Genomic DNA, 22,528 nt, shown 5'->3' with positions numbered 1-22,528 from the left:
TGATTATATGACGAAACAATTTAGTATCAAAACCGAGCGAGAACAATTTTATGATATTACAAAACAAGTTCAAGAAGTTGTGTCCAACTCTAATGTTTTAGAAGGTTTATGTACAATTTATTGTCCCCATACAACAGCTGGAATTACCATTAATGAAAATGCGGATCCAGATGTTATAACAGATATGCTTTTTGGCTTAGATAAAGCATTTCCGGATAGAAAAGAATTTCGCCATAGAGAAGGCAATTCATCCGCTCATCTAAAATCAAGTTGTGTGGGAGCAAGTGAGACGCTTCTTATTCATCATGGTGAGATAATTTTAGGTACATGGCAAAGCGTTTATTTTTGTGAATTTGATGGACCAAGACATAGAGAATATTACATCCACATTCATGAATAAAAAGAGAAAACAAGGTTAAGCAAGGTGGTTATTATGGCGTCAATTAATGATGTAGCAAAAAGAGCCGGGGTGGCAAAATCAACGGTTTCAAAAGTGTTAAATAATTATGCTATGGTGAGTGAAGAGACAAAAGCTAAGGTAAGAAAAGCTGTAGAAGAGCTAAACTATATCCCAAATTCAGTTGCAATCTCCCTTTCAAAGCGCTCATTTCACCGGGTCGGTTTGATTATTGATATTCAAAATAATCGACAGTTTGTAGATGAAATTGGTATGAAGCAACTGACCGGAGCCTTTGATCGAGCAAAGACACATCAAATGGATGTTGTAACTTTTTTTACTTCTCAGTTTAGACAGATGAATGTATATCAAATTCGTGAGCATCTAGCTGCCCAACGTATCAATTGTCTAATTATATATAATTTGACAGGGGAAGATACGGCTTTTAAAGAGTTAATTGAACGCCAAGAATTTATGTGTGTCTTAGTGGATTCTCCATTATATAACCAAAAAACATCGGCGGTAAGTATAAACCATTATCAGGCACAATATGATGTCGCGCTAAAAACGCTTCAGGATAATTCAATAAAAGAGACGGTTTTATATATTGCCGGCGAGAAGTCGTCCTATGTTGCCCAAGAACGTCTTCGGGCAATGCAGGACTTACAAAGAGAACTAGCATTTAAACTGATTGTTGAATATGGAGATTTTGACGAATATAAAGCACGTCAGATAGTTTTAAGATATGGGGACGAAGTAGACATTATTGTATGTGCTTCAGACCTTATGGCGATAGGAGCTGTATTTGCATTGCGTGAACTGGATGTCTTTCATCCGGTCTGCGGATTTGATGGAATAACCCTTATGGGCTACACTCAAATTGCGATGAATACAGTCAAACAAGACTTTTACCAAAAGTCTCAACGGGCATTTGATGAAGTTCAACGCCTTATAGATGGTCAACATGGACGCTGTGTACAAGTGCCTTATACGATAGGAACGATAAGCTATATGGATGTTATTATGCCCTAAAAGCTACAAAAAAAACTGTCAACCGTTTTTGAGAATGTCCCAAAAAAAATTAATAATTAGCACTGTCAGGTGCATGGCTTTTTTCTTTATGGTGCTTCGTCCCCATCCTCGCCGTAAGGCAGGCACCGGAGTCGTCCTAGTTGGACAGTACTTCCTGCGTATAGCAGGCAGACTCAAAGTCAATCCGATGGCGTTGCTGTTTTGCAAAGTTCGCAAATGTAGCCTGGCGCCATGGATGGTTGATAGGGGGAATGGTTTGCTTCTTAGGCTCGGATATTTTTGATAGGCTGTCAAAGTTAATCGAAGAGTATTCATGTTCAGGAATGAGCCTTAGGGCATAGGTTTCATCATTGATTGAAGTATAGAGCTGGTTATCGAAAGCTTGGATAACTAGAGATTTAGTACCTTTATAAAAGTGCTTAGGCAAACCATCTCGACCTGTTGGCATGTAATAATGCTTGTTGTAACGGATGCAATGACCATTATCGATTTTGCGGTCAGAAAGCACGGCAAGAATGAGGTTAATTTTTTCCTGAGGGGGTTGCTTTTCAAAGACACTTTTGATATGCTTGGAGTCTATTGCGAACTGAGCATTGTATTCTTTTATGTAGGAGTTCAAGAATACGTTGGCTTGCTTAGTCGTTGTCACACCTTTCAGTCGAAGTTCGACTGGAAGGCGTGATTGCAAAGTCTGGAACAACCGTTCAACCCGACCTTTGGCTTGGGGGATACTGGTGGTCTTAATATCAACTCCCAACTGATGACAAGCATAACTGAACTGAGTGAAGGTATCGGCTTCGATAGAAGCGGATCTTTTTTGTTTGTATTCAAAAACAGTGCGTCGGTCGGTATAAAACATATAGGGAATTCCATAATTGGATAGGATTTGATGGAATACGTTGTAATAGCCGTTAAGTGTCTCCTGTTCGTCGAAATAGGCGCCTACAATAGAGCCAGTAGCATCATCGATGGCGATGTGAAGTTGGGACTTTGTCTGACCGTACCATTGGTGGATGGAGGCGTCCATCTGCAACATTTCACCAAAGAAGGAACAGCGGGGACGGCGGGGATGGGCATCATCGATGTCGACCAAGGCAGTGTCGATTCTTTTGATGTCCTTTTTCGCTTTTGCCATTTTTTTCATAGCCTTGAGCCTTTCCTTCATCCTTCGTTTGGTTTTTCGGTTGGCCTTGGGTGATAGGATGAATTCGGTACTTAGAATGTTGTTGATGGTTGTGGCAGAAACCTGAATATGTTCGTACTTTGCCAAGAGTTCTTGGAAATGTGAGAAGTTGGCATCATAGTACTTGTTGCGGTAGAGATCCAAAATCTTCTGACGGGTTTCGTCATCAAGTGTGATGCTAGGCTTTCGCCCTTTGTTACCATGCTGGAAATAACCTTTGCCGTTTGCTTTGTAGCCGGCAATCATTCGGTTCACATGGCGAACGGAACAGCCGATCTTGATGGAAGCATTGAGTTTGTTACCGTTAGTTTCAACAAGTTTCTTGATAATTTCATATTTGTGATGTTCTTTCATGTTAAGTTCAATTTTTCGCATAATATAACCTCGTTCGTTTAGTGAGTTTCTATTATACGACATCCTTTCCCTTTGGGACATAATCAAATGTGGTTACTTAAGACATTATCAGATATGAATCAGATTATGCCCTAAAAGCTACAAAAAAAACTTGCTATTTAACCTAGTAAATGTTATTATATAAAGGTTGTTTACAATGAAGCATAGAAGATCATTATATATGATCAAAGCTAGGAGCATTTATGAGAGAAAAAAAAATAATCAATATTGCTGTTATTGCCCACGTTGATGCAGGAAAATCAACACTAGTCGATGCAATGTTAGCCCAAAGCGGTGTTTTTTCAGGACACGAAGAAGTGGTTGATTGCGTCATGGATAGCAATGATATTGAACGAGAACGCGGTATTACGATTTATTCTAAAAACTGTTCGATTTCCTACAAAGATTACAAAATAAATATAGTAGACACACCAGGACATGCCGATTTTTCATCGGAAGTAGAGCGTATCATTAAGACAGTGGATACGGCTATTTTGTTGGTGGACTCAAGTGAAGGACCTATGCCTCAGACACGTTTTGTACTACAAAAAGCGTTGGAAAGAGGGTTATGTCCGATATTGTTGATTAATAAAATTGATAAAAAAGACGAACGAGCAGAGCATGTTGTTGACATGACATTTGACTTGTTTGCTGAACTAGGTGCACATGATGAGCAATTAGATTTTCCAATTCTTTATGGTGTGGCAAGAGATGGTATTGTTCGTAATGAAATGGATGATGACAATATGGACATTGTTCCGTTATTTGAAAAAATCATTGAGCATGTTACCCCTTACCCAAATAAAGATGAAGAGCCGCTACAACTACAAGTATCAGCCCTTGGATATGATGAATATATCGGTCGCTTAGGGATTGGACGTGTCCAACGAGGCGTCTTGCACCCAGGAGACGTTGTCAGTGTTGCAAAACGTGATGGCTCAGTTGTGCGGGCTAAAATCGGAAAAGCGTTTATTAATGTTGGCTTAAACCGAGTTGAAGCAACAGAGGTTGTTTCAGGTGATATTGTGACTATTTCAGGTATCAGCGACATATCTATCGGTGAAACGATCTGTAGTGAAAACCAAGTTGAACCGTTACCAATGATTGAGATTGAAGAACCTACATTGTCGATGAACTTCTATGTCAACAATTCTCCTTTTGCCGGTCTAAGCGGTAAATTCGTAACGACACGTCACATTAAAGCGCGTCTAGAAAAAGAGTTGGAAACCAATGTTGGGTTACGTGTTGAAGAGATCCCAGGAACAGATGCATATAAAGTATCGGGCCGAGGAGAGTTACACTTATCTATTTTATTGGAAAATATGCGTCGCGAAGGCTATGAGCTTAGTGTGTCCAAACCAGAAGTATTATTACATGAAGATGAGAATGGTAAAAAGCAAGAGCCTTATGAAAAAGTTATTATTACAGCACCTGATCAATATGTAGGTACTGTTATTGCCAAGCTAAATGAACGTAAGGGCTTGATGGAATTTATGCATGCAGAAAATGGATATACAAAAATTGAGTATATCGTTCCTACCCGAGGTCTATTAGGATATAGAAGTGAATTCATTAACGATACTCGAGGTGAAGGAATCATGGTACGGTCTTTTGACTCTTACGGTGATTATGTCGGCTTTATCCCATCACGTATTAACGGAGTGCTTATTTCTCAAGAAAATGGATCAACCATGGCATACTCGTTATTTAATTTAAGTGAGAGAGGAAAGCTCTTTATCGGTCCTGCAGTAGATGTATATGAAGGGATGATTATCGGATTAAACAACCGAAATGATGATATGGTTGTCAATCCATGTAAGAACAAAAAGCTAACCAATACTCGATCTTCAGGAGCAGATGAAGCCATAAAATTACTTAAACCCAAAGAGTTTACTTTGGAAGAAGCGCTAGAATTTATTGAAGATGACGAATGGGTAGAGATTACACCGGATGCAATTCGTCTTCGTAAAAAATATCTTAACACGCATGAGCGTAATAAGTTCAACAAAACACGTGCATCATCATAAAAACAGCTGTACAATGAGATGATAGGCACTTCCAAGTGCTATTGAGTTATGGTCAAATGAGCCACCACGACTAAAATGCACTTGAAGATGGGAAGAAGAGCTAAGGTATTCAAGGGTTTTCTCATATACCGTTTGATAGAACACATCAGATTCTTTTATGAGAGGTCCGCTTAGGATGATACAATCAAGGCTTAATAAACGAATATAGTTGGATAAACCCATTGCGGTCATATCGGCGGAATGGGTCAATTGATCAAGAGACAAAGGCGTTGTACTTATAATAGTATGCGCCTTTTTTTTGTTGTCTAGATGAGATTTTCTAAGGGCGTATAGGCTCGCATAATCATCAATGGTCATATCATGATCGAGGAGCATCTTGGAAAAAGCATCTTCATGAGAATTGTACATTAAAAGCGGTTGTCCCTGTATAGCAGTTGCATTACGTATTCCTACCCCAAAATTTACATAGGCAACATGATGGTAATGTTTGGCAACCCCAAAAGTAACTTCCGCAAGTAAAGCAAGCTGACTTCCACTGGCAATATAAGTCATATAACCGGTGGCTTTGGCGATTGAATGCTTCAAATCCACATGATTAAAATGGGATGAAGGAAATCGTTCGGGATGAAGAAGAAATCCGGTGGTTTCATCAATAGGACCGACGCAACCAATGCCGATGCCTAAAATATCGGGATGAGAGGTCTGATATAATGTGCGGACGGTTTGGATAAAGGTATTTAGCTCTTCATATAACCGAGTAGGCTTCATGGTCTCATCAACGGTAAGCTGTGTCTGATATAAAATATCTAACTTGAGGTTTGTAAAGATAATATTAATGTATAGGCGTGAAATATCAAGTCCAATACACCCATATTGCATTGGATTCACGTCAATTAGACCTGAAGGACGCCCACCGGTTTGAGAGATGTAATCGGTAACTTTAAGAAGATGATGTTCAAATAAAGGCTTTAGTAGTCGATTCAGTGTGGTTAATTTAATATTGAGTGCTTCACTAAGCATTTTCTTGGTTAAAGGACCATTTTTTTGAATATATATAAAAAGATTTTTTGCGTCATTGGATAAAGTGGTGAATATTTGTGAAGATAGCATATAATCACTCCTAAATTTATTATAATAATTCTATGATAAACTATTTTGACCAAAATGGCAATAAGTCTTGATTTTTGAATTGAGCGTGATATAATAGCTGTATCAACTTATGACCAAAATGGTCAAAAGAAAGGAAATCTATGTTTGACAAAGTTATAAAATTATTTATGTCGTTTTTTAAAATTGGTCTATTCACATTTGGTGGTGGATTTGCCATGATTCCATTAATTGAAAAAGAGATTGTTGACACAAGAAAGTGGATTCACAGAGAAGATATCATTGACCTGTTTGCCATTAGCCAATCGATTCCTGGAGCCGTTGCAATTAATACAGCAACACTGGTTGGCTATAAAGTCGCGGGAAGAATTGGAGCAATTGTTGCAACCGCTGGAGTAGCACTACCCTCAATTGTTATTATTTCGCTTATTGCAGTATTTTTTCGTGAGATTGCAGATATGAAAATTGTTGCCTGGATTTTTACAGGTATTAATGCTGCAGTTATTCTTCTTATCTTTCACGCAGCAATACGTATGGGAAAAGTTGCAGTCAAGGATTGGATAACGGGAATACTTTTTGTTGTTACGGTTATTGTTGTTATCTTTACAAATATCAGCCCGATTATTCTCATTGTTGCAGGCGGTATCATAGGAGCTGGATTGTTCTATCTAGAGAAAGGAGAACATGAATGATTTTTTTAGACTTATTTGTTGCTTTTTTTAAGATTGGACTGTTTAGCTTTGGTGGTGGATATGCTATGATCCCTCTGATTTCGGAAGAAATTGCTAATCATGGATGGATGAATGAGGCGCAATTTTTACAGATTATTGGTATAGCAGAGATGACGCCTGGCTCCATTGCAATTAATGCTGCAACGTTTATCGGTTTTCAAACGGCAGGTCCAGTAGGGGCGATTGTGGCTAGCTTGGGTGTATTATTACCTTCTTTGTTAATTATTCTCTTTGTATCGGCATTCTTCTTTAAGTATAGCCGCCATCCATTAATGAAAAAAATCTTTTTTGGAATACGTCCTGTTGTGACAGGCCTGATTTTTTCGGCAGGAATATTGATTGCCAAAGAGGTAATTTTTGAAGTGCGTACATTAATCGTATTAGGTGTTTTGCTTGTTGTTATTAAATTTGTAAAGATTCATCCGATTTTATTAATTGTATTAGCAGGATGTAGCGGAATCATTGTAAATATATTCTGAATATAGCGAAAATATAAAACAAATACTAGAATAAAAGGAATAATTAATGAAATACAATGAAGAAATAGAATATAACATGGTTTTCATATAAAATAAATACATTTGTTATACATTATTCATATTTTAGACATATTTGTTTGCTAATATAATAACTGTAATAACTATCCCCCCTTTTATTATATAGATATTAGCTTAGTCCTACCAGACACTCGGTTTGGTAGGAAATTTTTTTGCCTTTTTCTTGACTTTCCTATCGAAGCGTCATAGAATCATTCCTATAGTAGGAGATTCTTAGAGGATGAAAAAGAAAATGGAAAAGAGGCTAACATGAAAAAGAATTACCGTTCCCTAATTTTAATGCTAACATTTCTAACACGTATCCCATTTCCAATGTCGTTTGAATTTAATAAAGAAGATTATGCACGAGGTATATTTTATTTTCCGGTAATAGGCGCACTTATTGGTGGGCTATTGTTACCGCTTATACTCATACAGCCCTATGTTCCGGAGAGGATATTCCCCTTCATAAGCATAATCTTATATGTGTGTATTGTTGGAGGGATTCATATTGATGGAATCGGAGATTTGTTTGACGGCATTTTTAGTGCAAGAGATCAAAAACGTATGCTGGAGATTATGAGTGATAGCCATATAGGTGCTTTTGGCGTTGTAGGTATGATTTTATATTTTCTGGGTATGTATGTCGGTCTTTTAGAGGTTGCCCAATTGGAAGAATTTGCGCTAATCTTGTTTTGTATGCCATTGGTTGGACGAAGCATTGCTTTGATTAGTGCAGGGTTTAGTCGCTATGCCAAAGACGACGGGTTAGGAAAAGCCGTAGTGGACCGAGTAAAACCGAAGGATGCCATAGTGGTTGCTATTTTTCTTGTGGGTATATGCGTATGGTTTGCGCCTATGATTGGGTTAAGCGTGGGCATGACTCTAATGCTGATGCTTTTTATCACATGGCGTATACATAGGATACTTGATGGGATTACAGGGGATGTTCTTGGGGCTTTAGTAGAGATAAGTCAAGTTATCTTTGTTATCGTAACGAGTATATTGATAAGGATATAGGTGAACATAATGAAAATTATTATTATTCGACACCCACAAACAACGGCAAATCAACAAAAAATCATATATGGAAAAAATGATTATCCATATACACAACCAGGGCTTTTACAAATAGAACATGTACTAAAGTATGTAACAACAACGACAATACCCGATCGGATACAAGTATTTTCCAGTCCTGCAAATCGTGCCCTAGGTTTGGCAGAACCAATTGCAGGAAGTTTAGACGTGTCCCTTCAAATCGAAGAACGACTAGGGGAGATGAATTTTGGGATTTTTGAAGGCTTGACTCATCAAGAAGCAGAAAAAAAGTATCCCTCGGTTTATGAAGACTTCCTAGAAAGGTTTGAATTGACATGCATCCCTGGAGGAGAATCCTATAGTGATTTTCAACAGCGGGTTCATGCATTTGTTAAGATGGTTCAAACGATAGAAGCGACAGATACAGTAGATACATGTATTATTGTTACGCATGGAGCAGTGATTCGTGAAATGCTGGAAAAGATTCTAGAGCTTAATCCGGGCGGGTCGTGGAAATTCCAGATAAACAATGGTACAATAGTAGAGTTGGAAAAAAAGACAATGGGTTTTGTTATTCAACAAATACTGCAGGTAAGACATGACGAAGGTGAGGATTAGAATGAAAAAGGAAAATGTCAACATTCAAAAAATTGTTATGATGGGAATGCTTATTGCATTGTCAGCCATTGGATCCATGGTGAAAATCCAAGGTTCTATTGCATTTGATTCACTAGCGGCGTTTTTGGGAGCGCTTGTACTTGGACCATTCTATGGTGGAATCATAGGAGTTGTTGGTCATCTGTTATCTTCTTATTTAACGGGGTTTGCATTGACATTGCCTGTACATATACTTGTAGCGGCGATGATGTTTGTAAGCTGTTGGGCTTTTGGACAAGTCTATACGCGTTTGGATCATCATTTTAATTTCCATATTAATAGCTTAGCAGCGATACTTGTTGCGGTAATCCTTAATGGACCGGTTTCTTTAGCTATCGCCGCTTTATATATGCAAACCTTCGTTGGAATTCCTTTCCTAGGGGTGTTCTTGCCTATGATTATTCCGTTGACATTGACTGCGTTACTCAACATCGTTTTGGCGGTGATCGTTTTTAAAATACTGGAAAAAACCAGATTGTGGGAGCGAAAATAATGCAAGTAATACGATATGGTGATCTTCAATTGATTTTGTTTGGTTCAGAATATTTGGTTATTGCTTGTGATAGTTCAGGAGGCATTGGAAACAAAGAAGGGGATCAATTACAGGTTGACCCTGAGATCGCAGGTTATTATGCGGCGTTTGTTCCTTTAATTGAATGTATGGCAGTTCGAGGAGAAGTCATTAGTCTGATTGATACACTTTCAGTGGAAATGGTTCCTACGGGAGAACGCATCATTCATGGAATAAAAAAAGCAGTCAGCGAAGCAGGGTGCTTGGCGGAACAAATCACAGGATCTACAGAGGATAATATAGAAACGAAGATGACAGGTATTGGCGTAACCGTGATTGGTAAAGTTGCCAAAGAACGGGTTGATAGACCTCTTAATTCAGCGAACAAAAAAGTCTATTTAGTGGGTAAACCTAAAGTAGGCCAAGAACTTTTTGAAGAGGAAATCCTTGGAAAAATGGGAGAGGTATTAACGCTAGAGATTATGCAGCAATTAATACGCCAGCCCTTTATAGAACAATTGTTGCCCATAGGATCTAAAGGGATTGTTCATGAGATTCAAGTGTTAGAAAAACGATATGGACATACGATTACTATGGATAACAAGGAAATTGATGTGAATAAGTCGGCTGGTCCGGCAACCTGTCTGTTGATAACAGTGGACGCGACAGAATGTGAACACTTAGAAAAAATAAAACAAAGAATACCGGTTACATATATTGGCCGTTTCAAGGAGTAGAGTTATGCGATTAAGAAACATAGAAGGATCGATTGAAGCAGTAGAGGAGCATCGATGTGTTGTCAATGATCCTAAAACCTACAGAGGAAGATGGAATACACTTTTTGGCAATACACATCCGATTGAAATAGAAATTGGTATGGGTAAAGGAGATTTTATTATTGAAAATGCCCTTCGTTATCCTGAAAAAAACTTTATCGGTATTGAAAAGTTTTCAGCAGTTTTATACCGGGCAACTGAAAAAATAGATATGCGAGAAGAGCTTCCAAACCTTGTCTTTTTAAGATTTGATGCCATCGATATTCATGAAGTCTTTGGAAAAGATGAAATCCAAAAAATCTATTTGAATTTTTCGGATCCATGGCCAAAAGATCGATGGGCTAAGCGTAGGTTAACGTATCACAAATACTTGGAAAAATATGCAATGTTTTTAGATAAAGAAGGTAGTCTTGAATTTAAAACAGATAACAATGCATTGTTCGAGTTTTCTCTAGAGGAAATTAGACATTCACAGTTCCAACTTGTAGAAATGACACGAGATTTACATCGGTCAGACTACAAGCCGGATAATATTATGACAGAATATGAAACACGATTTTTAAAACAAAACAAAAAGATTAATTATATGAAGCTCATTTATAAATAACGTGATACTTCTAGATAAATTGAAAAGCTGATAAAGATAAAAAGAGTAGCAGCAAATGGAAGGGTAAATATTGGTTGTTTTTCCACAGTTTGAAATATTTTTTCATGAGGGAAAAAATCAGAAGAAATGGCATTTTCTTTTAGAAGTGCCATTTTGTTATTAATATGTATAAGCGCATATATAAGCAGTAAAAGCAAAGGAAGTGTGACAAGGACCATAATAATAACACCCGGAAGTGCCATTAAGAGAGCTTCTGTTTGTTCGATAGCATCAAGATTGACTTGACTGGCATCGGAAAGTTCTTGGATTATAGGGTGAGCGGCAATATAGGAAAGACCCAGATTAACGCCGTTCACTACAAAATGCATAATCATTGGACAGATGATTGAACCGGTTATATGCAGAATAATCGAAAAGAGTGTTCCCAAAAAGAATGCATATAAAAATTGATTCAAATTCATGTGAATGATGCCAAAGAACAAGCCGCTCATTAATGAAGCTGTCAATATGCGTGTATGACGATAATGGCTTAAGAATATTCCACGGGTTGCCATTTCTTCAAAAATTGCAGGGAATACAGCAATAACCAGTAGTGAATATCCAAAGGGTTCAGAAGGTAGGGACTTAAGCGTCTCATTAATTACGGGGCTAACAATAAATTGGCTGAGTAAATTAATGAGCATAACGGTAGGTATGCTTAAAAAACCAATCAAAAACGAAAAGAGTAGATTGATAGGTTTAGTCGGGTATAATCGTAGAGTTTTTGTGATAGGAAGCTTGACAAAAAGCAAATAAAGAATCGTAGGTAAAAATACGAGAATAAGCTGTGTAGCTGCAATACTTAAGAGGATGTTGTCTTTAATGGGTGGATAGACAATAGCCAATAAGCTCATCACAAGAAAGCTGCCGGATAAATAAAATATAAGAAAAAAAAGAGAGAAGCGGTTTCCGCGAATGGTTGAATACATAATGTGCCTCCGTTTTTAAGTTTTTTATTCTATTCTATCAGATGTAAAAATTGAAAGCAATCCTTAAAAAGGGGTTGACTATATTGTAAAAACGTAATATAATGATATCAATCGTGAAAATAGCAAATCATGAACAATGATTTTTAAGGAGGAAATTATAATGGCATTACAATTAACAGATGCAACATTTGAAAATGAAGTATTAAAATCTGACGTACCGGTATTGGTTGACTTTTATGCAGACTGGTGTGGACCATGTAAAATGATTGCTCCATCCGTTGAACAAATGGCAACTGAATTTGAAGGTAAAGCAAAAGTGGCTAAATTAGATGTTGATGCAAATGGCACAACAGCACAAACATATCGCGTAATGAGTATCCCTACACTATTAATCTTTAAAAATGGTGAAGTAGTAGATACAATCGTTGGAGCAGTTCCAAAAGCGACATTAGAGTCAAAATTAAACGCACATTTATAAAATAGAGTGGTGTGACATCAGACGGGTTGTTGCATTAGTCAAGGATTATGGCTAATGTAATAGCCCTTTTTTTGTACTAGAACACTAAGAGGCGGTATGATATAATAAAGAACAAAGAACACAGACGTATAAGGAGGAAGAGGAATGAAGACATTAGCATATTATGTATCTAATACAGGGTTTGGGCACATTACACGATCATTGGCAATTATTGAACACATTTTAGAAGCTTCGGATTATTCGATTTATCTTGCTTGCGGAAAAGATCAGATTGAATACTCCAAAGTTTTTTTATCGAATTATTCTGGGCGTGTCACATACGATGTTGTTACAACTGAAGTTGGAACAGAGATAAAGCCCTATACGTTTGAATTTGATCAAGCTAAGACGATTTTGGCTATTGATGACTTTTTGCAGACCTTTAATCAAACGGTGGATGAAGAAGTTAAGCGCCTTGAGTCCATGAATGTCGTGGAAGTGATTACAGATATTAGTATTTTGGGTATCCATGTTGCAAAAAAACTGGGTGTAAGAGTTGTCGGTGTTTCAAATTATACGTTCTATCAACGCTATAAGAAGATGGGGATTGACCAAGAATTAACTCAACCATTTTTGGATGCATATAATCAGCTGGATGTTTTTTATGAACTGGCGTATGCAGATGATATGTCTGAGATTACATGTCCAAAGGAAAAGGTAGGCCTTGCCGTTAGACGAGTAAATCGAGGCTCAAGTAATGACTTCAAAACGAAGTTTTGGCCAAGTTGCTTTTTATCCATTGGTCAGATTGCAAACCTAGGGCGAATCAACATTGATTTTCAAGCGGGACATGTCTATGCAACGGGGAATGTTGAGATTGATGGGAACTCCCATGTGGTTAAGCTACCTAGACGAATTGGTCATAGCCAAGACTATGTCGCGGCAAGTTCCCTTGCAATCATTAAGCCGGGCTGGTCGGCGGTTGCTGAGTGCCTTACATCAGGGGTTCCATTTGCTGTTGTTGATGCAAATGCAATCGAAGATGGTGAGATTACAGAAAAGTTAATACAAGAAGGGCGTTGCTTCAAAGTTGAGCCTAGTGAACTACGTAATTTAGACATTAAAGCCCTTAACATTAAGATGCATTCATTGGTTCATGATCCGGTACCGAATGATGCAAAGAACATCGCACAAAAAATAATTGGACAAGGAGCATGAGTGCTTGAAAACACATCTAGAGATTCAAAACTTTGCGCAAGAGCATATTGAGGATGCGCTGCAAATCTATAATTATTATATTGAAAATTCAACAGCAACTTTTAGTATAGAACCCATAGGTCCTAATGCGATGGAAAAGTTGGCTTTTTCGGGGCTTGAACGTTTTCCGGCATTTGTATTGCTTGTAGAGGGCAAAGTTGTTGGCTATAGTTTGCTTAATCGATACAAACCTCGAGAGGCATACGATAAAACGGCAGAAGTAACAATATATATTGCACAGGAGCATTTAAAAAAAGGTTATGGGCAACAAGCCCTTGAACATCTTATAAACCAGGCAAAGCGTCATGACTTTCATGCGCTTTTAGCAGTCATATGTCAGGAAAACACGGGAAGCTTACGTTTGTTTGAAAAAAATGGATTCTTCCAGTGTGCGCATTTTAAAGAAGTCGGAGAAAAGTTTAATCGAGTTCTAGATGTTGTGGTATATGAAAGAATACTATCGTAAAACGAGGAGAAAAGAATGAAAAAAGTATATTTAGCAGTGACACCGGCGTATCATGAACAAGAGGATATGGTTTTTAAGTATGCCATCTATAATGAACAGGACCAATTCGTCCAAGGAGATGTTTTGTATCATGATTATCGAAAGCCTGTAGTTGCAGGATTATTTGGTGTTTTGGAATTATTAAAAGTATTAAAAGAATATCGATCAGAAACGATTGAAATCATTGTAAATGATGGTGCTCTTTTGGAGCAAATGCAAGGAACAACAGATACAAAAAATAAAGATGTCATTAAAGTGGCAGCTTTTACACGCAACAAATTCAATGCATTTAGCCAAGATATCCATGTCAAAAGCATTGCAGGTCAATATGAAGAAACAAAGATTTGGGAAGAAAAGCTAAGTAGAATATAGGTGGTGTAAAGATGAGAAGACAACGCTATGTCTTAAGTTTTATATGTTTGATAATCGGACTTTTTTTGCTTATCGGTTGTCAAAAAAAGCAAGAACATAAAGTTGTTGGAATATCGATGCCGACAAAATCGTCAGAGCGTTGGCTTTTAGATGCAAAATATACGGTCCTTGAATTTGAGGCAATCGGATATGAGACGAAGCTTGCCTTTGCAGAAGATGTTGTAGGTAACCAAGCTTCTCAGATTGATAATTTTTTAGACGAAGGTGTCGATCTATTAGTGATTGCTCCCATTGATTCTACTTCGTTGACAGAGGTCTTAAAGCGAGCCAAAGAACTCAAAGTTCCCATTGTATCTTATGATCGACTGATTATGAATTCGGATGCAGTCGATATTTATGTTAGCTTTGATAATGAACGCGTGGGTGAACTTCAAGGAAACTACATTATTGATCATTTGGATTTTTCGGATGGACAGAGTAAGTATATTGAGTTGTTTGCCGGTTCGCCGGATGATAATAATACATACTATTTTTTTGATGGTGCGATGAAAGTTCTTCGTCCCTATATTGAAGATGGGCGCCTAGTTGTTAAGAGCAAGCAATTTGATGTAAAAGAAGTCAATACGCTTCGATGGGATAAGATGATTGCCAAGAGTAGGATGACAAGCTTGTTGAATAATTATTATGCCAAAGAGCGTATTGATGCGGTATTAGCTCCTTATGACGGCGTAAGCCGAGGGGTGATTGAAGCCTTGCTTGAAAGTGGGTATACCCTTGATACCTTGCCTATTGTCACAGGACAAGATGCAGAACTGACATCAATCAAACTTATTGAACAAGGTGTTCAAAGTATGACAGTCTTTAAAGATGTTCGGGAACTTGCAAAAAAAACAGTAGAAATTAGTCAGCAGATACTTGAACAAAAAGATATAAGTGCCAGTGCAACCCAGACTTATCATAATGGGGTTAAAGATGTGATGACCGTAGCCTTAGATGTCTATGAAGTCAATCAAGATAATTGGGAAGAGGTACTTGTTGGGAAAAAATATTATACACGTCAAGAGGTTTTAGATGAATAAAAGGCATTGCTTGAATTTTAGTTAACCAATGTGGTACAATAAATGTATTAATCATAATATTGGCGTGAGATGATGAGAGCCGCATAAATAAATCGCTTGTAAAGCGGTTTATTTATGCGGTTTTTAAAAAAAGAAGACATAATAAGTCGGTGGAGGTTTTATATGAAAAAGTATATTTTAGCATTGGATGAAGGAACAACAAGTTGTCGAGCGATATTATTTGACCGAGACGGCCAAATTGTTAATGTGGCTCAAAAAGAGTTTAAACAGATTTATCCAAAAGCAGGGTGGGTAGAACATGATGCCATGGAGATTTGGGGGATTCAAAGTGGCGTTATGCGAGAAGTTATTGAAACCTGTTCAGCCAAAGTTGATGAAATAGCAGCAATTGGAATCACCAATCAACGAGAGACTGCCGTTGTCTGGAATAAAAATACAGGAAAGCCTATTTACAATGCGATTGTATGGCAATCGCGCCAAACAGCAGATATATGTGAAGAAATTATTCAAAACGGTCATCAAGACTATATAAAAAAGACAACAGGGTTGTTGGTGGATGCGTATTTTAGCGGAACGAAGGTAAAGTGGATACTTGACCATGTTGAAGGTGCCAAAGAACAAGCTGAGCGCGGTGAATTATTGTTTGGTACCATTGACACATGGTTAATATGGAACTTAACTCGGGGAAAAGTGCATGTAACAGAGTACTCTAATGCCTCTAGAACCATGATGTTTAATATTGAGACGTTGCAATGGGATGATAAACTTTTAGAAATTTTAGATGTGCCTAAAGGGATGCTTCCAAAAGTATGTGATTCAAGTGAGATTTATGGATATACAGATGATCGAACCTTTGGAGGTGCAAAGATTCCTATTGCGGGAGCCGCAGGAGATCAACAAGCAGCGCTTTTTGGTCAGGCGTGTTTCTTAGAGGGGATGGTCAAAAATACATATGGTACCGGAGCGTTTATTCTTATGAACACTGGGTCACAGCGAATTCAATCAGAAAAAGGCTTGCTTACAACAATTGCTTGGGGATATAATGGAAAAGTAACCTATGCACTTGAAGGAAGTGTGTTTAATGCAGGAGCGTCAATTCAATGGTTGCGTGATGAGATGCGTATGATATACTCGGCAGATGAGAGTGAATATTTTGCGACGAAAGTAAAAGATTCAAATGGTGTCTATGTTGTTCCTGCATTTGCCGGTCTAGGAACTCCGTACTGGGACATGTACGCCCGAGGAACTATTGTCGGGTTGACACGAGGTGCTAATCGTAACCATATTATTCGAGCAACACTGGAATCGATTGCCTACCAGTCAAAAGATGTTATTGATCTTATGGTGGAAGAATCGGGAATAGAATTGAAAAAGTTAAAAGTGGATGGAGGAGCAAGTAAGAATAACTTCTTGCTACAGTTCCAATCAGATATTTTAGGCGTACCCGTTGCTCGCCCCAATGTAGTAGAAACAACGGCGTTAGGTGCAGCGTTTTTGGCAGGATTGGCCGTTGGATTTTGGGAAGATCAATCTGTCTTAGTATCCGATGAAAACATTGATCAAGTGTATGCACCGGATATGACCGATGAAGAGCGAGAAAAAAAGTATAAAGGATGGAAAAAAGCGGTGACGCGTTCGCTAAACTGGGAAGAATAGGATGTATTTGACCGATTAGGAAGGACAAAAAATGTGAAAAATATTGAATTAAATCATATCGAAATTATTCAGCTATTAATGGTTGCCAATCCACAGCAGATGGATTTAATTGTTGAGCAAATCCATCCTGCAGATGTTTTGGATGCCATACATTTGTATGATGGAGACCCACTGGAAATATTAAAACGGTTACCGGAAACCTATGTGGCAAGCATTATTGATGAAGCTGAAGATGATGAAAAATATGAATTATTAACCCTGTTTTCAAAACAAAAACAGATAGATATTGTCGATGAGATGTCTTCGGATGAACTTGTTGATTTATTAGGGAGTATCGATGAAGAGGAACAAAATTCCATTATAGTCAATATGGATGCCCAAGATGCAGCAGAGGTTAGAGCGTTGTTATCCTATGAACCGGAAACAGCCGGGGGTATCATGGCAACAGAATTTTTAGCCATGCAAGAGCATATGACAGTTCAAGATACACTGACCTATTTACAACAAGAGGCGCCAGATGCAGAGACGTTTTATTATATTTATGTACTTGACGATCAAGGGATTCTTAAAGGGGTTGTCTCGCTACGTGATTTGATTAAAAGTTCCTTTGCAACACAGCTAGGTGAAATTATGAAAGAAAGTGTTGTTAGTGTTCCGGTCGATATGGATCAAGAAACCATTGGACGTATGTTTGAAAAATATGGATATTTAATCATCCCGGTGGTTAATCAAGCCAACAAAATGCTTGGAATTATTACGGTTGATGATATTATGGAAATCTTAATGGAAGAAGATACAGAGGACTTGTATCGATTAGCTGGTTTGCAAGAGAGTGAAAAAGTTGCAGGTGGAGTTAAAGAGTCTGTTAAAAGCCGTCTTCCTTGGTTAATTGTAAACCTGTTTACAGCCATCTTAGCGGCGGCAACAGTTAGCTTATTTGAGGGGACAATCTCTAAAGTGGTTGCACTGGCTACATTCATGCCGATTGTGGCAGGTATGGGTGGCAATGCAGGGACGCAAACGCTGACACTGATTGTACGAGGAATTGCCCTTGGAGAGGTGCGCTTGGAAAATGCAAAAAAAATTCTAAAAAAAGAAATAAGTGTAGGTGTACTTAACGGAGTCGTTCTGGGGATTTTAGTAGCGGTGCTTGGCTTGATTTGGGAAGGCAACCCGGTGTTTGGGCTTGTCATTGGCGTTGCAATGCTACTTAACCTTATTATGGCGACCCTCGCTGGCTATTTTGTACCGGTTACATTGAAAAAACTCGGGGTTGACCCGGCTTTGGCATCCGCAGTTTTTGTGACCACAGTAACGGATGTCTTGGGATTTTTCTTTTTCCTTGGACTGGCAACAATCTTCATTCAAGCATTAATGTAAGTATGGATATAAAAAAGCAAGAGTAAATTATTACTCTTGCTTTTTTGATGGCGATTGTTAAGCTATATATCTTTTCGATAGCTTCGTGGACTTTGGCCGGTGTACTTTTTGAAGTTATACGAAAAATGCTTATAGTCGCTGTAACCGACTTTTTCGGCGATCTCATATGTTTTGTAGCGCACATCCTTTAAGAGCTCTTTTGCTTTTTCAATCCGAAAATTGTTAAGCCATTCGATAAAGTTCTGTCCGGTTTCTTCTTTGAAAACCTTACTTAAATAATTAGGTGTTACATAGACGACTTCGGACAAGGTCTTTAACGTGATATTTTCAGTGTAATGCTCGCTAATGTATTCAATGGCAACATGAACGATTTGTTTATATTTTTGGTTCTTGTAATGGTCAATACTTTCAATGAATTTGAAAAACAAGTGTTCCATCCAATGGCGAATATCATCAACTGTTTCATAGTTTTTTAGGTGTGCATATACATTGAGTTCACTGCCCATATCGCGACGAATGTTAATGCCCATAACTTCTAATGCGTTTGTGGATAATAAAAGGATGCGGGCGCAATAGTTTTTGATTTGAGCTTCTGTCGCATAGTTTCCGGCAAGGTTTTCTAGCATCCTGGCGATAATCTCTTGGATTTGTGGATAGTCGGCTTTTTGAAGGGCGGTGAGTAAATCTTTTTCCGGTGTAATTAAACTTGAAACCGTGGTTTTTTGGTCAGTAACGTTAACCTGCTTAATATGGATAATGGCATTTTTTCCTTGATATATTTTTTGACGAAGAGCCGTTAGTGCTTCGCTATAGGACAGAGGAATATCTTTTATATGCGCATAAGCATTGCCGATACAAAGGGTTACGGTGATTTTTAAGTTTTGTTGGATTTGTTCTTTGATTTGTTGACAAACATCAATTATATGCATGGTTGCATTATTCTTTGTATTAATTAGCCCGACAAAATAGTTGAATTCACTAATACAAAAAGCGCACTGAAAATGTTTTTGGATGACAGAAGAGGCAATATTTAATACGGATTTTTTGAGGGCTTCACTGTCTTTGGCAGGTAAGTCTTCCATTATAATATATTGATCATCAATATCGATAATGATGACTTGATACATGGGACCGCTTATATCTAGTTGAACAAGTTCGGCTTTTTTTTGAATATAGGTATAGTCATCATAGGATTCTTTTAATAAACTTAGAATTAACTTTGATTGAAGTAGTAAACGATTTTCTTCGATGAGAGATTGGGTTCTTAGAGCATTTTCGTGATGATGCTGCTCTTGAAGAATTTTGTTTTTTAACTTCAAAATAAGGTTTAGAAGTTCTTCGCTTCCAAAAGGTTTAAGAACATATTCATCCACGTTAATGCGAATGGCCTGTTTGGCATACTCAAAATCATCATATCCGCTTAAAATTACGATTTTGGTGTTGGGAAGAGCTTCCTTTAGATTGCGTGCAAATTCAAGACCATCCATAATCGGCATGCGCACATCGGTAACAACAATATGCGGTTGTAACTCAAGAGCTTTTTCGAGAGCCTCTTTTCCGTTTTTCGCTTCGCCGACAATACAGATTCCATAAGAACTCCATTCAATTGCGGTTTTAATTCCTCTGCGAACGATGATTTCGTCATCTACAATAAGCATATTAATCATGTGATTGGTCTCCTTTAAGTATAGGTTGTTTTACGAGAACTGTCGTACCTTTATCTATGATTGAATGAAACTCAATTCCAAATTCATTGCCAAAATACAGCTTGATTCGGTCATTGACGTTATTAAGTGCAAAGCCATGACTTTTTTCGGTGGTATGGCTGATTTCTAAAAATTCTTGAATTTTGTTTTCGTCAACACCGACACCGTCATCTTGTATCTTGTAATATAAAAAATCGTTATGTTGAAAAATGGATACTTTGATACGGCCGCTGTCGCCTTTTGGCTCGATACCATGGTAGATGGCATTTTCTATTAAAGGTTGAAGAATGAGCTTTATGACTTTGCAGTTTGATACTTGTTCGTCAACGGCAATTTCAAATTCAATGGTTTCCTCGTAACGCTTTTTTTGAATGAGGATATAATTTTTTAAATGTTCAATCTCTTTTTCGACAGTGGTAAAGGGGCTTCCCTGATTGAGGCTTAGCCTAAAAAGTTTGGCGAGAGCCTTAACTAAGGTTGAGGTCTCATGGGCATTTTCCATGGTACTCATCCAATAGATGGTATCAAGAGTATTATAGAGAAAATGCGGATTGATTTGTGCCTGTAGTGCTTTAAGTTCAGCTTCCTTTTGCTTGATTTTTACAAAGTAGACTTGATTCATCAGTTCATTGAGTTTTTCAGACATTTGGTTGAAGGAACGTCCGAGCAGACTGATTTCATCATTGCCTTTAATATGTAAACGTACGTCAAAGTTCTTGTTTGGAAGTTCCACCATGACACGCCGAACTTCTTCCAAAGGATTTAAAAGCTTATGGATAAAAGCAAGAGTGAGTATCAAGAACACAACAAAACTTAAAATAATGGCTAACAATATCTGGGAAGAGACTTCTCTGGAACTGTGGAGTAAATTGTCAAGGGGCACGTAGTTAACAAGCACCCAACTGGTTCTATCTATTTTATAGTAAGTCACTAGTGTTTTGGAGCCCTGAATTAGTGTGTCAAAATAACCGCTTTTATGTCTGCTTGTAGTAATTCGGGAAAACACTTCGGTTTCTAGAGGGGAATATAGCCGACTTTTATCCAATGCAGAGATGACTTCGTTTTTATCATTGATGAGGAAAAAATTGCCGTCGGGGTCGATTAAATTGTTTTTATATATATTCATAATTTTGTTTTCGTCGATATTGATTTTTAATATACCTAGGTCATGAGTGATGTCGTTGACATCTTTTAATAGACGAGAGATGGATAACACGGGGATGGCTTGATTAATATGACTGTCAACTTTACCAAAATTCCAAAGATACATCCCTTTTAATGAAAGAATCTTTTCTTGTATATCGGGATCAATATATTCATTTGTACTTTCAGGGTTGAGCACAACGCCATTAAGGTTGTTGATGTAGATCGAATAGATGTATTCATTGGATGAAATAACATATTTAAGCCACTGCTCTGCTCGATTAATTCGCATCTTTTGCTGATCGGGCGGGCTTGATAAAGCTTCCTGTAAAATAGTACTTTGATAGAGGTCAAGTGATAGTTGTTGAATGTCATTAAGGATAAATTCAATGTTACTTCCCGTTTGTTTAATACTAATGTAGTTGGAGGTACTTATTTTTTCTTCAATAATATTAAAAAGCTTATTATAAGAAACAATGGATAAAATGACAATAGGTATGAAAATTGCAATGAAGAATATGGAAAACTTGTAACGAATGCTGATGAATTTTTTAGATTTCAATTGAATGATCTCCTTTATTACACAAAAGTAGGACGTTTCTGCCGCGAATGCTTGCAAAACAGAGGGTGTAGCCTTGTGATATGTTTTTGAATTAGTTATTATATCATAAACCATGTAAATTATACACCTTAAAAATATAAAAAACATCCAAAAAAATACACTTTAACGCGTAGGATTATAGAAAAACATCTAAAAACATTTGTCCAAAATCAAGATTCATTATGAGAATGATGCTATATCCAATAAAAAGCTAAGAAAAAGAGGTAAAAAAGAGGTGAAAAACAAAGGATGAGCAAAAAATAGCTGTATTCCACAAGGGGTTTCGTGTTAAAATCTAAAAGATTAGCATATCAAACGAGTGAAAATCACAAAAAAATACAGCTTTTGTTCAATAAGTATATAACTTTGGATGTAATGATAAAAAATAAGGTATTTTAACCAAATC

22 protein-coding genes are annotated in these 22,528 nt (G+C 37.5%); 17 read left to right on the top strand and 5 right to left on the bottom strand.

The genetic code is table 11. The features are described from left to right. The first annotated feature begins 7 nt into the window (after positions 1-7). Together QBE53_15285 and QBE53_15280 are read left to right on the top strand one after the other, a co-directional pair. Complete coding sequence (locus tag QBE53_15285; GenBank protein WZL81149.1) at positions 8-400, top strand: secondary thiamine-phosphate synthase enzyme YjbQ; 393 nt, start codon at positions 8-10, stop codon at positions 398-400. 33 nt (positions 401-433) lie between these two features. Continuing rightward, positions 434-1,429, top strand: coding sequence for a LacI family DNA-binding transcriptional regulator (locus tag QBE53_15280; GenBank protein ID WZL81148.1), 996 nt, complete (start codon positions 434-436; stop codon positions 1,427-1,429). A 136-nt stretch (positions 1,430-1,565) separates the two neighbouring features. Here QBE53_15280 and QBE53_15275 read toward each other — a convergent pair whose 3' ends face one another. Continuing rightward, positions 1,566-2,987, bottom strand: coding sequence for an ISNCY family transposase (locus QBE53_15275; protein ID WZL81147.1), 1,422 nt, complete (start codon positions 2,985-2,987; stop codon positions 1,566-1,568). Between the two features lie 221 nt (positions 2,988-3,208). Here QBE53_15275 and typA point away from each other — a divergent pair, with 221 nt between their 5' ends. Continuing rightward, positions 3,209-5,032 (top strand): translational GTPase TypA, encoded by a 1,824-nt coding sequence (gene typA / locus QBE53_15270; protein ID WZL81146.1) that lies wholly within the window; start codon positions 3,209-3,211, stop codon positions 5,030-5,032. Here the strand turns inward: typA and QBE53_15265 are convergent. Then, positions 5,027-6,142: an ROK family protein gene (locus QBE53_15265; GenBank protein WZL81145.1), complete on the bottom strand. Its 1,116-nt coding sequence runs from the start codon at positions 6,140-6,142 to the stop codon at positions 5,027-5,029. The genes typA and QBE53_15265 overlap by 6 nt on opposite strands. 140 nt (positions 6,143-6,282) lie before the next feature. Between QBE53_15265 and QBE53_15260 the strand changes: the two genes are divergently transcribed. The 7 genes from QBE53_15260 (at position 6,283) to trmB (ending at position 10,998) form a co-directional block, all read left to right on the top strand. Further along, entirely contained in the window at positions 6,283-6,831 is a 549-nt protein-coding gene (locus QBE53_15260) for a chromate transporter (GenBank protein ID WZL81144.1), read from the top strand. Continuing rightward, entirely contained in the window at positions 6,828-7,349 is a 522-nt protein-coding gene (locus QBE53_15255) for a chromate transporter (protein WZL81143.1), read from the top strand. Before QBE53_15260 ends, QBE53_15255 begins: the two co-directional genes overlap by 4 nt. Positions 7,350-7,676: 327 nt before the next feature. Continuing rightward, complete coding sequence (cobS, locus tag QBE53_15250) at positions 7,677-8,426, top strand: adenosylcobinamide-GDP ribazoletransferase (GenBank protein ID WZL81142.1); 750 nt, start codon at positions 7,677-7,679, stop codon at positions 8,424-8,426. 9 nt (positions 8,427-8,435) lie between these two features. Further along, the gene (locus QBE53_15245; GenBank protein WZL81141.1) at positions 8,436-9,065 is read left to right on the top strand and encodes a histidine phosphatase family protein; all 630 of its coding nucleotides are present in this window, start codon (positions 8,436-8,438) and stop codon (positions 9,063-9,065) included. Position 9,066: 1 nt separating this feature from the next. Next, the gene (locus QBE53_15240) at positions 9,067-9,597 is read left to right on the top strand and encodes an ECF transporter S component (protein WZL81140.1); all 531 of its coding nucleotides are present in this window, start codon (positions 9,067-9,069) and stop codon (positions 9,595-9,597) included. Beyond that, a complete protein-coding gene (locus tag QBE53_15235) occupies positions 9,597-10,352 on the top strand; it encodes a selenophosphate synthase (protein WZL81139.1) in 756 nt (251 codons plus the stop codon). Before QBE53_15240 ends, QBE53_15235 begins: the two co-directional genes overlap by 1 nt. A 4-nt stretch (positions 10,353-10,356) precedes the next feature. Continuing rightward, a complete protein-coding gene (gene trmB / locus QBE53_15230) occupies positions 10,357-10,998 on the top strand; it encodes a tRNA (guanosine(46)-N7)-methyltransferase TrmB (protein ID WZL81138.1) in 642 nt (213 codons plus the stop codon). Here the strand turns inward: trmB and QBE53_15225 are convergent. Continuing rightward, a complete protein-coding gene (locus QBE53_15225) occupies positions 10,989-11,966 on the bottom strand; it encodes a type II CAAX endopeptidase family protein (GenBank protein ID WZL81137.1) in 978 nt (325 codons plus the stop codon). The two genes, trmB and QBE53_15225, sit on opposite strands and share 10 nt — an antisense overlap. A 160-nt stretch (positions 11,967-12,126) precedes the next feature. Here QBE53_15225 and trxA point away from each other — a divergent pair, with 160 nt between their 5' ends. The 7 genes from trxA to mgtE all read left to right on the top strand — a co-directional run bounded on the left by trxA (position 12,127) and on the right by mgtE (position 18,672). After that, positions 12,127-12,444, top strand: a complete 318-nt coding sequence (gene trxA / locus QBE53_15220; protein ID WZL81136.1) for a thioredoxin — start codon at positions 12,127-12,129, stop codon at positions 12,442-12,444. 144 nt (positions 12,445-12,588) lie between these two features. Beyond that, positions 12,589-13,641, top strand: a complete 1,053-nt coding sequence (locus tag QBE53_15215) for a hypothetical protein (protein WZL81135.1) — start codon at positions 12,589-12,591, stop codon at positions 13,639-13,641. A 4-nt stretch (positions 13,642-13,645) separates the two neighbouring features. Next, entirely contained in the window at positions 13,646-14,146 is a 501-nt protein-coding gene (locus tag QBE53_15210) for a GNAT family N-acetyltransferase (protein ID WZL81134.1), read from the top strand. Positions 14,147-14,161: 15 nt separating this feature from the next. Next, positions 14,162-14,557, top strand: coding sequence for a hypothetical protein (locus QBE53_15205; GenBank protein WZL81133.1), 396 nt, complete (start codon positions 14,162-14,164; stop codon positions 14,555-14,557). A gap of 11 nt (positions 14,558-14,568) precedes the next feature. Then, positions 14,569-15,636, top strand: a complete 1,068-nt coding sequence (chvE, locus tag QBE53_15200; protein WZL81132.1) for a sugar ABC transporter substrate-binding protein — start codon at positions 14,569-14,571, stop codon at positions 15,634-15,636. 162 nt (positions 15,637-15,798) lie between these two features. Further along, on the top strand, positions 15,799-17,292 hold the full coding sequence (gene glpK / locus QBE53_15195; protein ID WZL81131.1) for a glycerol kinase GlpK: 1,494 nt from the start codon (positions 15,799-15,801) through the stop codon (positions 17,290-17,292). A 42-nt stretch (positions 17,293-17,334) separates the two neighbouring features. Next, a complete protein-coding gene (mgtE, locus tag QBE53_15190; protein WZL83325.1) occupies positions 17,335-18,672 on the top strand; it encodes a magnesium transporter in 1,338 nt (445 codons plus the stop codon). A 62-nt stretch (positions 18,673-18,734) separates the two neighbouring features. On the opposite strand, the gene QBE53_15185 is transcribed toward mgtE, so the two are convergent. Both QBE53_15185 and QBE53_15180 read right to left on the bottom strand, forming a co-directional pair. Further along, positions 18,735-20,339, bottom strand: coding sequence for a response regulator (locus tag QBE53_15185; protein ID WZL81130.1), 1,605 nt, complete (start codon positions 20,337-20,339; stop codon positions 18,735-18,737). Then, a complete protein-coding gene (locus tag QBE53_15180; GenBank protein WZL81129.1) occupies positions 20,332-22,083 on the bottom strand; it encodes a sensor histidine kinase in 1,752 nt (583 codons plus the stop codon). The genes QBE53_15185 and QBE53_15180 overlap by 8 nt, the downstream gene beginning before the upstream one ends. Between the last annotated feature and the right edge of the window lie 445 nt (positions 22,084-22,528).

The organism is Vallitaleaceae bacterium 9-2 (assembly GCA_038396585.1).
Classification (GTDB): Bacteria; Bacillota; Clostridia; order Lachnospirales; family Vallitaleaceae; genus UBA1351.
The sequence above is the reverse complement of the archived record's forward strand: the minus strand, read 5'-3'. Positions and strand labels throughout refer to the sequence as shown.

Coding starts and splice junctions, on each gene's coding strand:
- QBE53_15235 (WZL81139.1), top strand. CDS start 9,597: ATGCAAGTAATACGATATGGTGATCTTCAATTGATTTTGTTTGGTTCA.
- trmB (WZL81138.1), top strand. CDS start 10,357: ATGCGATTAAGAAACATAGAAGGATCGATTGAAGCAGTAGAGGAGCAT.
- glpK (WZL81131.1), top strand. CDS start 15,799: ATGAAAAAGTATATTTTAGCATTGGATGAAGGAACAACAAGTTGTCGA.
- QBE53_15185 (WZL81130.1), bottom strand. CDS start 20,339: ATGATTAATATGCTTATTGTAGATGACGAAATCATCGTTCGCAGAGGA.
- QBE53_15205 (WZL81133.1), top strand. CDS start 14,162: ATGAAAAAAGTATATTTAGCAGTGACACCGGCGTATCATGAACAAGAG.
- QBE53_15265 (WZL81145.1), bottom strand. CDS start 6,142: ATGCTATCTTCACAAATATTCACCACTTTATCCAATGACGCAAAAAAT.
- typA (WZL81146.1), top strand. CDS start 3,209: ATGAGAGAAAAAAAAATAATCAATATTGCTGTTATTGCCCACGTTGAT.
- QBE53_15240 (WZL81140.1), top strand. CDS start 9,067: ATGAAAAAGGAAAATGTCAACATTCAAAAAATTGTTATGATGGGAATG.
- QBE53_15275 (WZL81147.1), bottom strand. CDS start 2,987: ATGCGAAAAATTGAACTTAACATGAAAGAACATCACAAATATGAAATT.
- QBE53_15280 (WZL81148.1), top strand. CDS start 434: ATGGCGTCAATTAATGATGTAGCAAAAAGAGCCGGGGTGGCAAAATCA.
- chvE (WZL81132.1), top strand. CDS start 14,569: ATGAGAAGACAACGCTATGTCTTAAGTTTTATATGTTTGATAATCGGA.
- QBE53_15225 (WZL81137.1), bottom strand. CDS start 11,966: ATGTATTCAACCATTCGCGGAAACCGCTTCTCTCTTTTTTTTCTTATA.
- QBE53_15260 (WZL81144.1), top strand. CDS start 6,283: ATGTTTGACAAAGTTATAAAATTATTTATGTCGTTTTTTAAAATTGGT.
- QBE53_15215 (WZL81135.1), top strand. CDS start 12,589: ATGAAGACATTAGCATATTATGTATCTAATACAGGGTTTGGGCACATT.
- trxA (WZL81136.1), top strand. CDS start 12,127: ATGGCATTACAATTAACAGATGCAACATTTGAAAATGAAGTATTAAAA.
- cobS (WZL81142.1), top strand. CDS start 7,677: ATGAAAAAGAATTACCGTTCCCTAATTTTAATGCTAACATTTCTAACA.
- QBE53_15255 (WZL81143.1), top strand. CDS start 6,828: ATGATTTTTTTAGACTTATTTGTTGCTTTTTTTAAGATTGGACTGTTT.
- QBE53_15285 (WZL81149.1), top strand. CDS start 8: ATGACGAAACAATTTAGTATCAAAACCGAGCGAGAACAATTTTATGAT.
- QBE53_15245 (WZL81141.1), top strand. CDS start 8,436: ATGAAAATTATTATTATTCGACACCCACAAACAACGGCAAATCAACAA.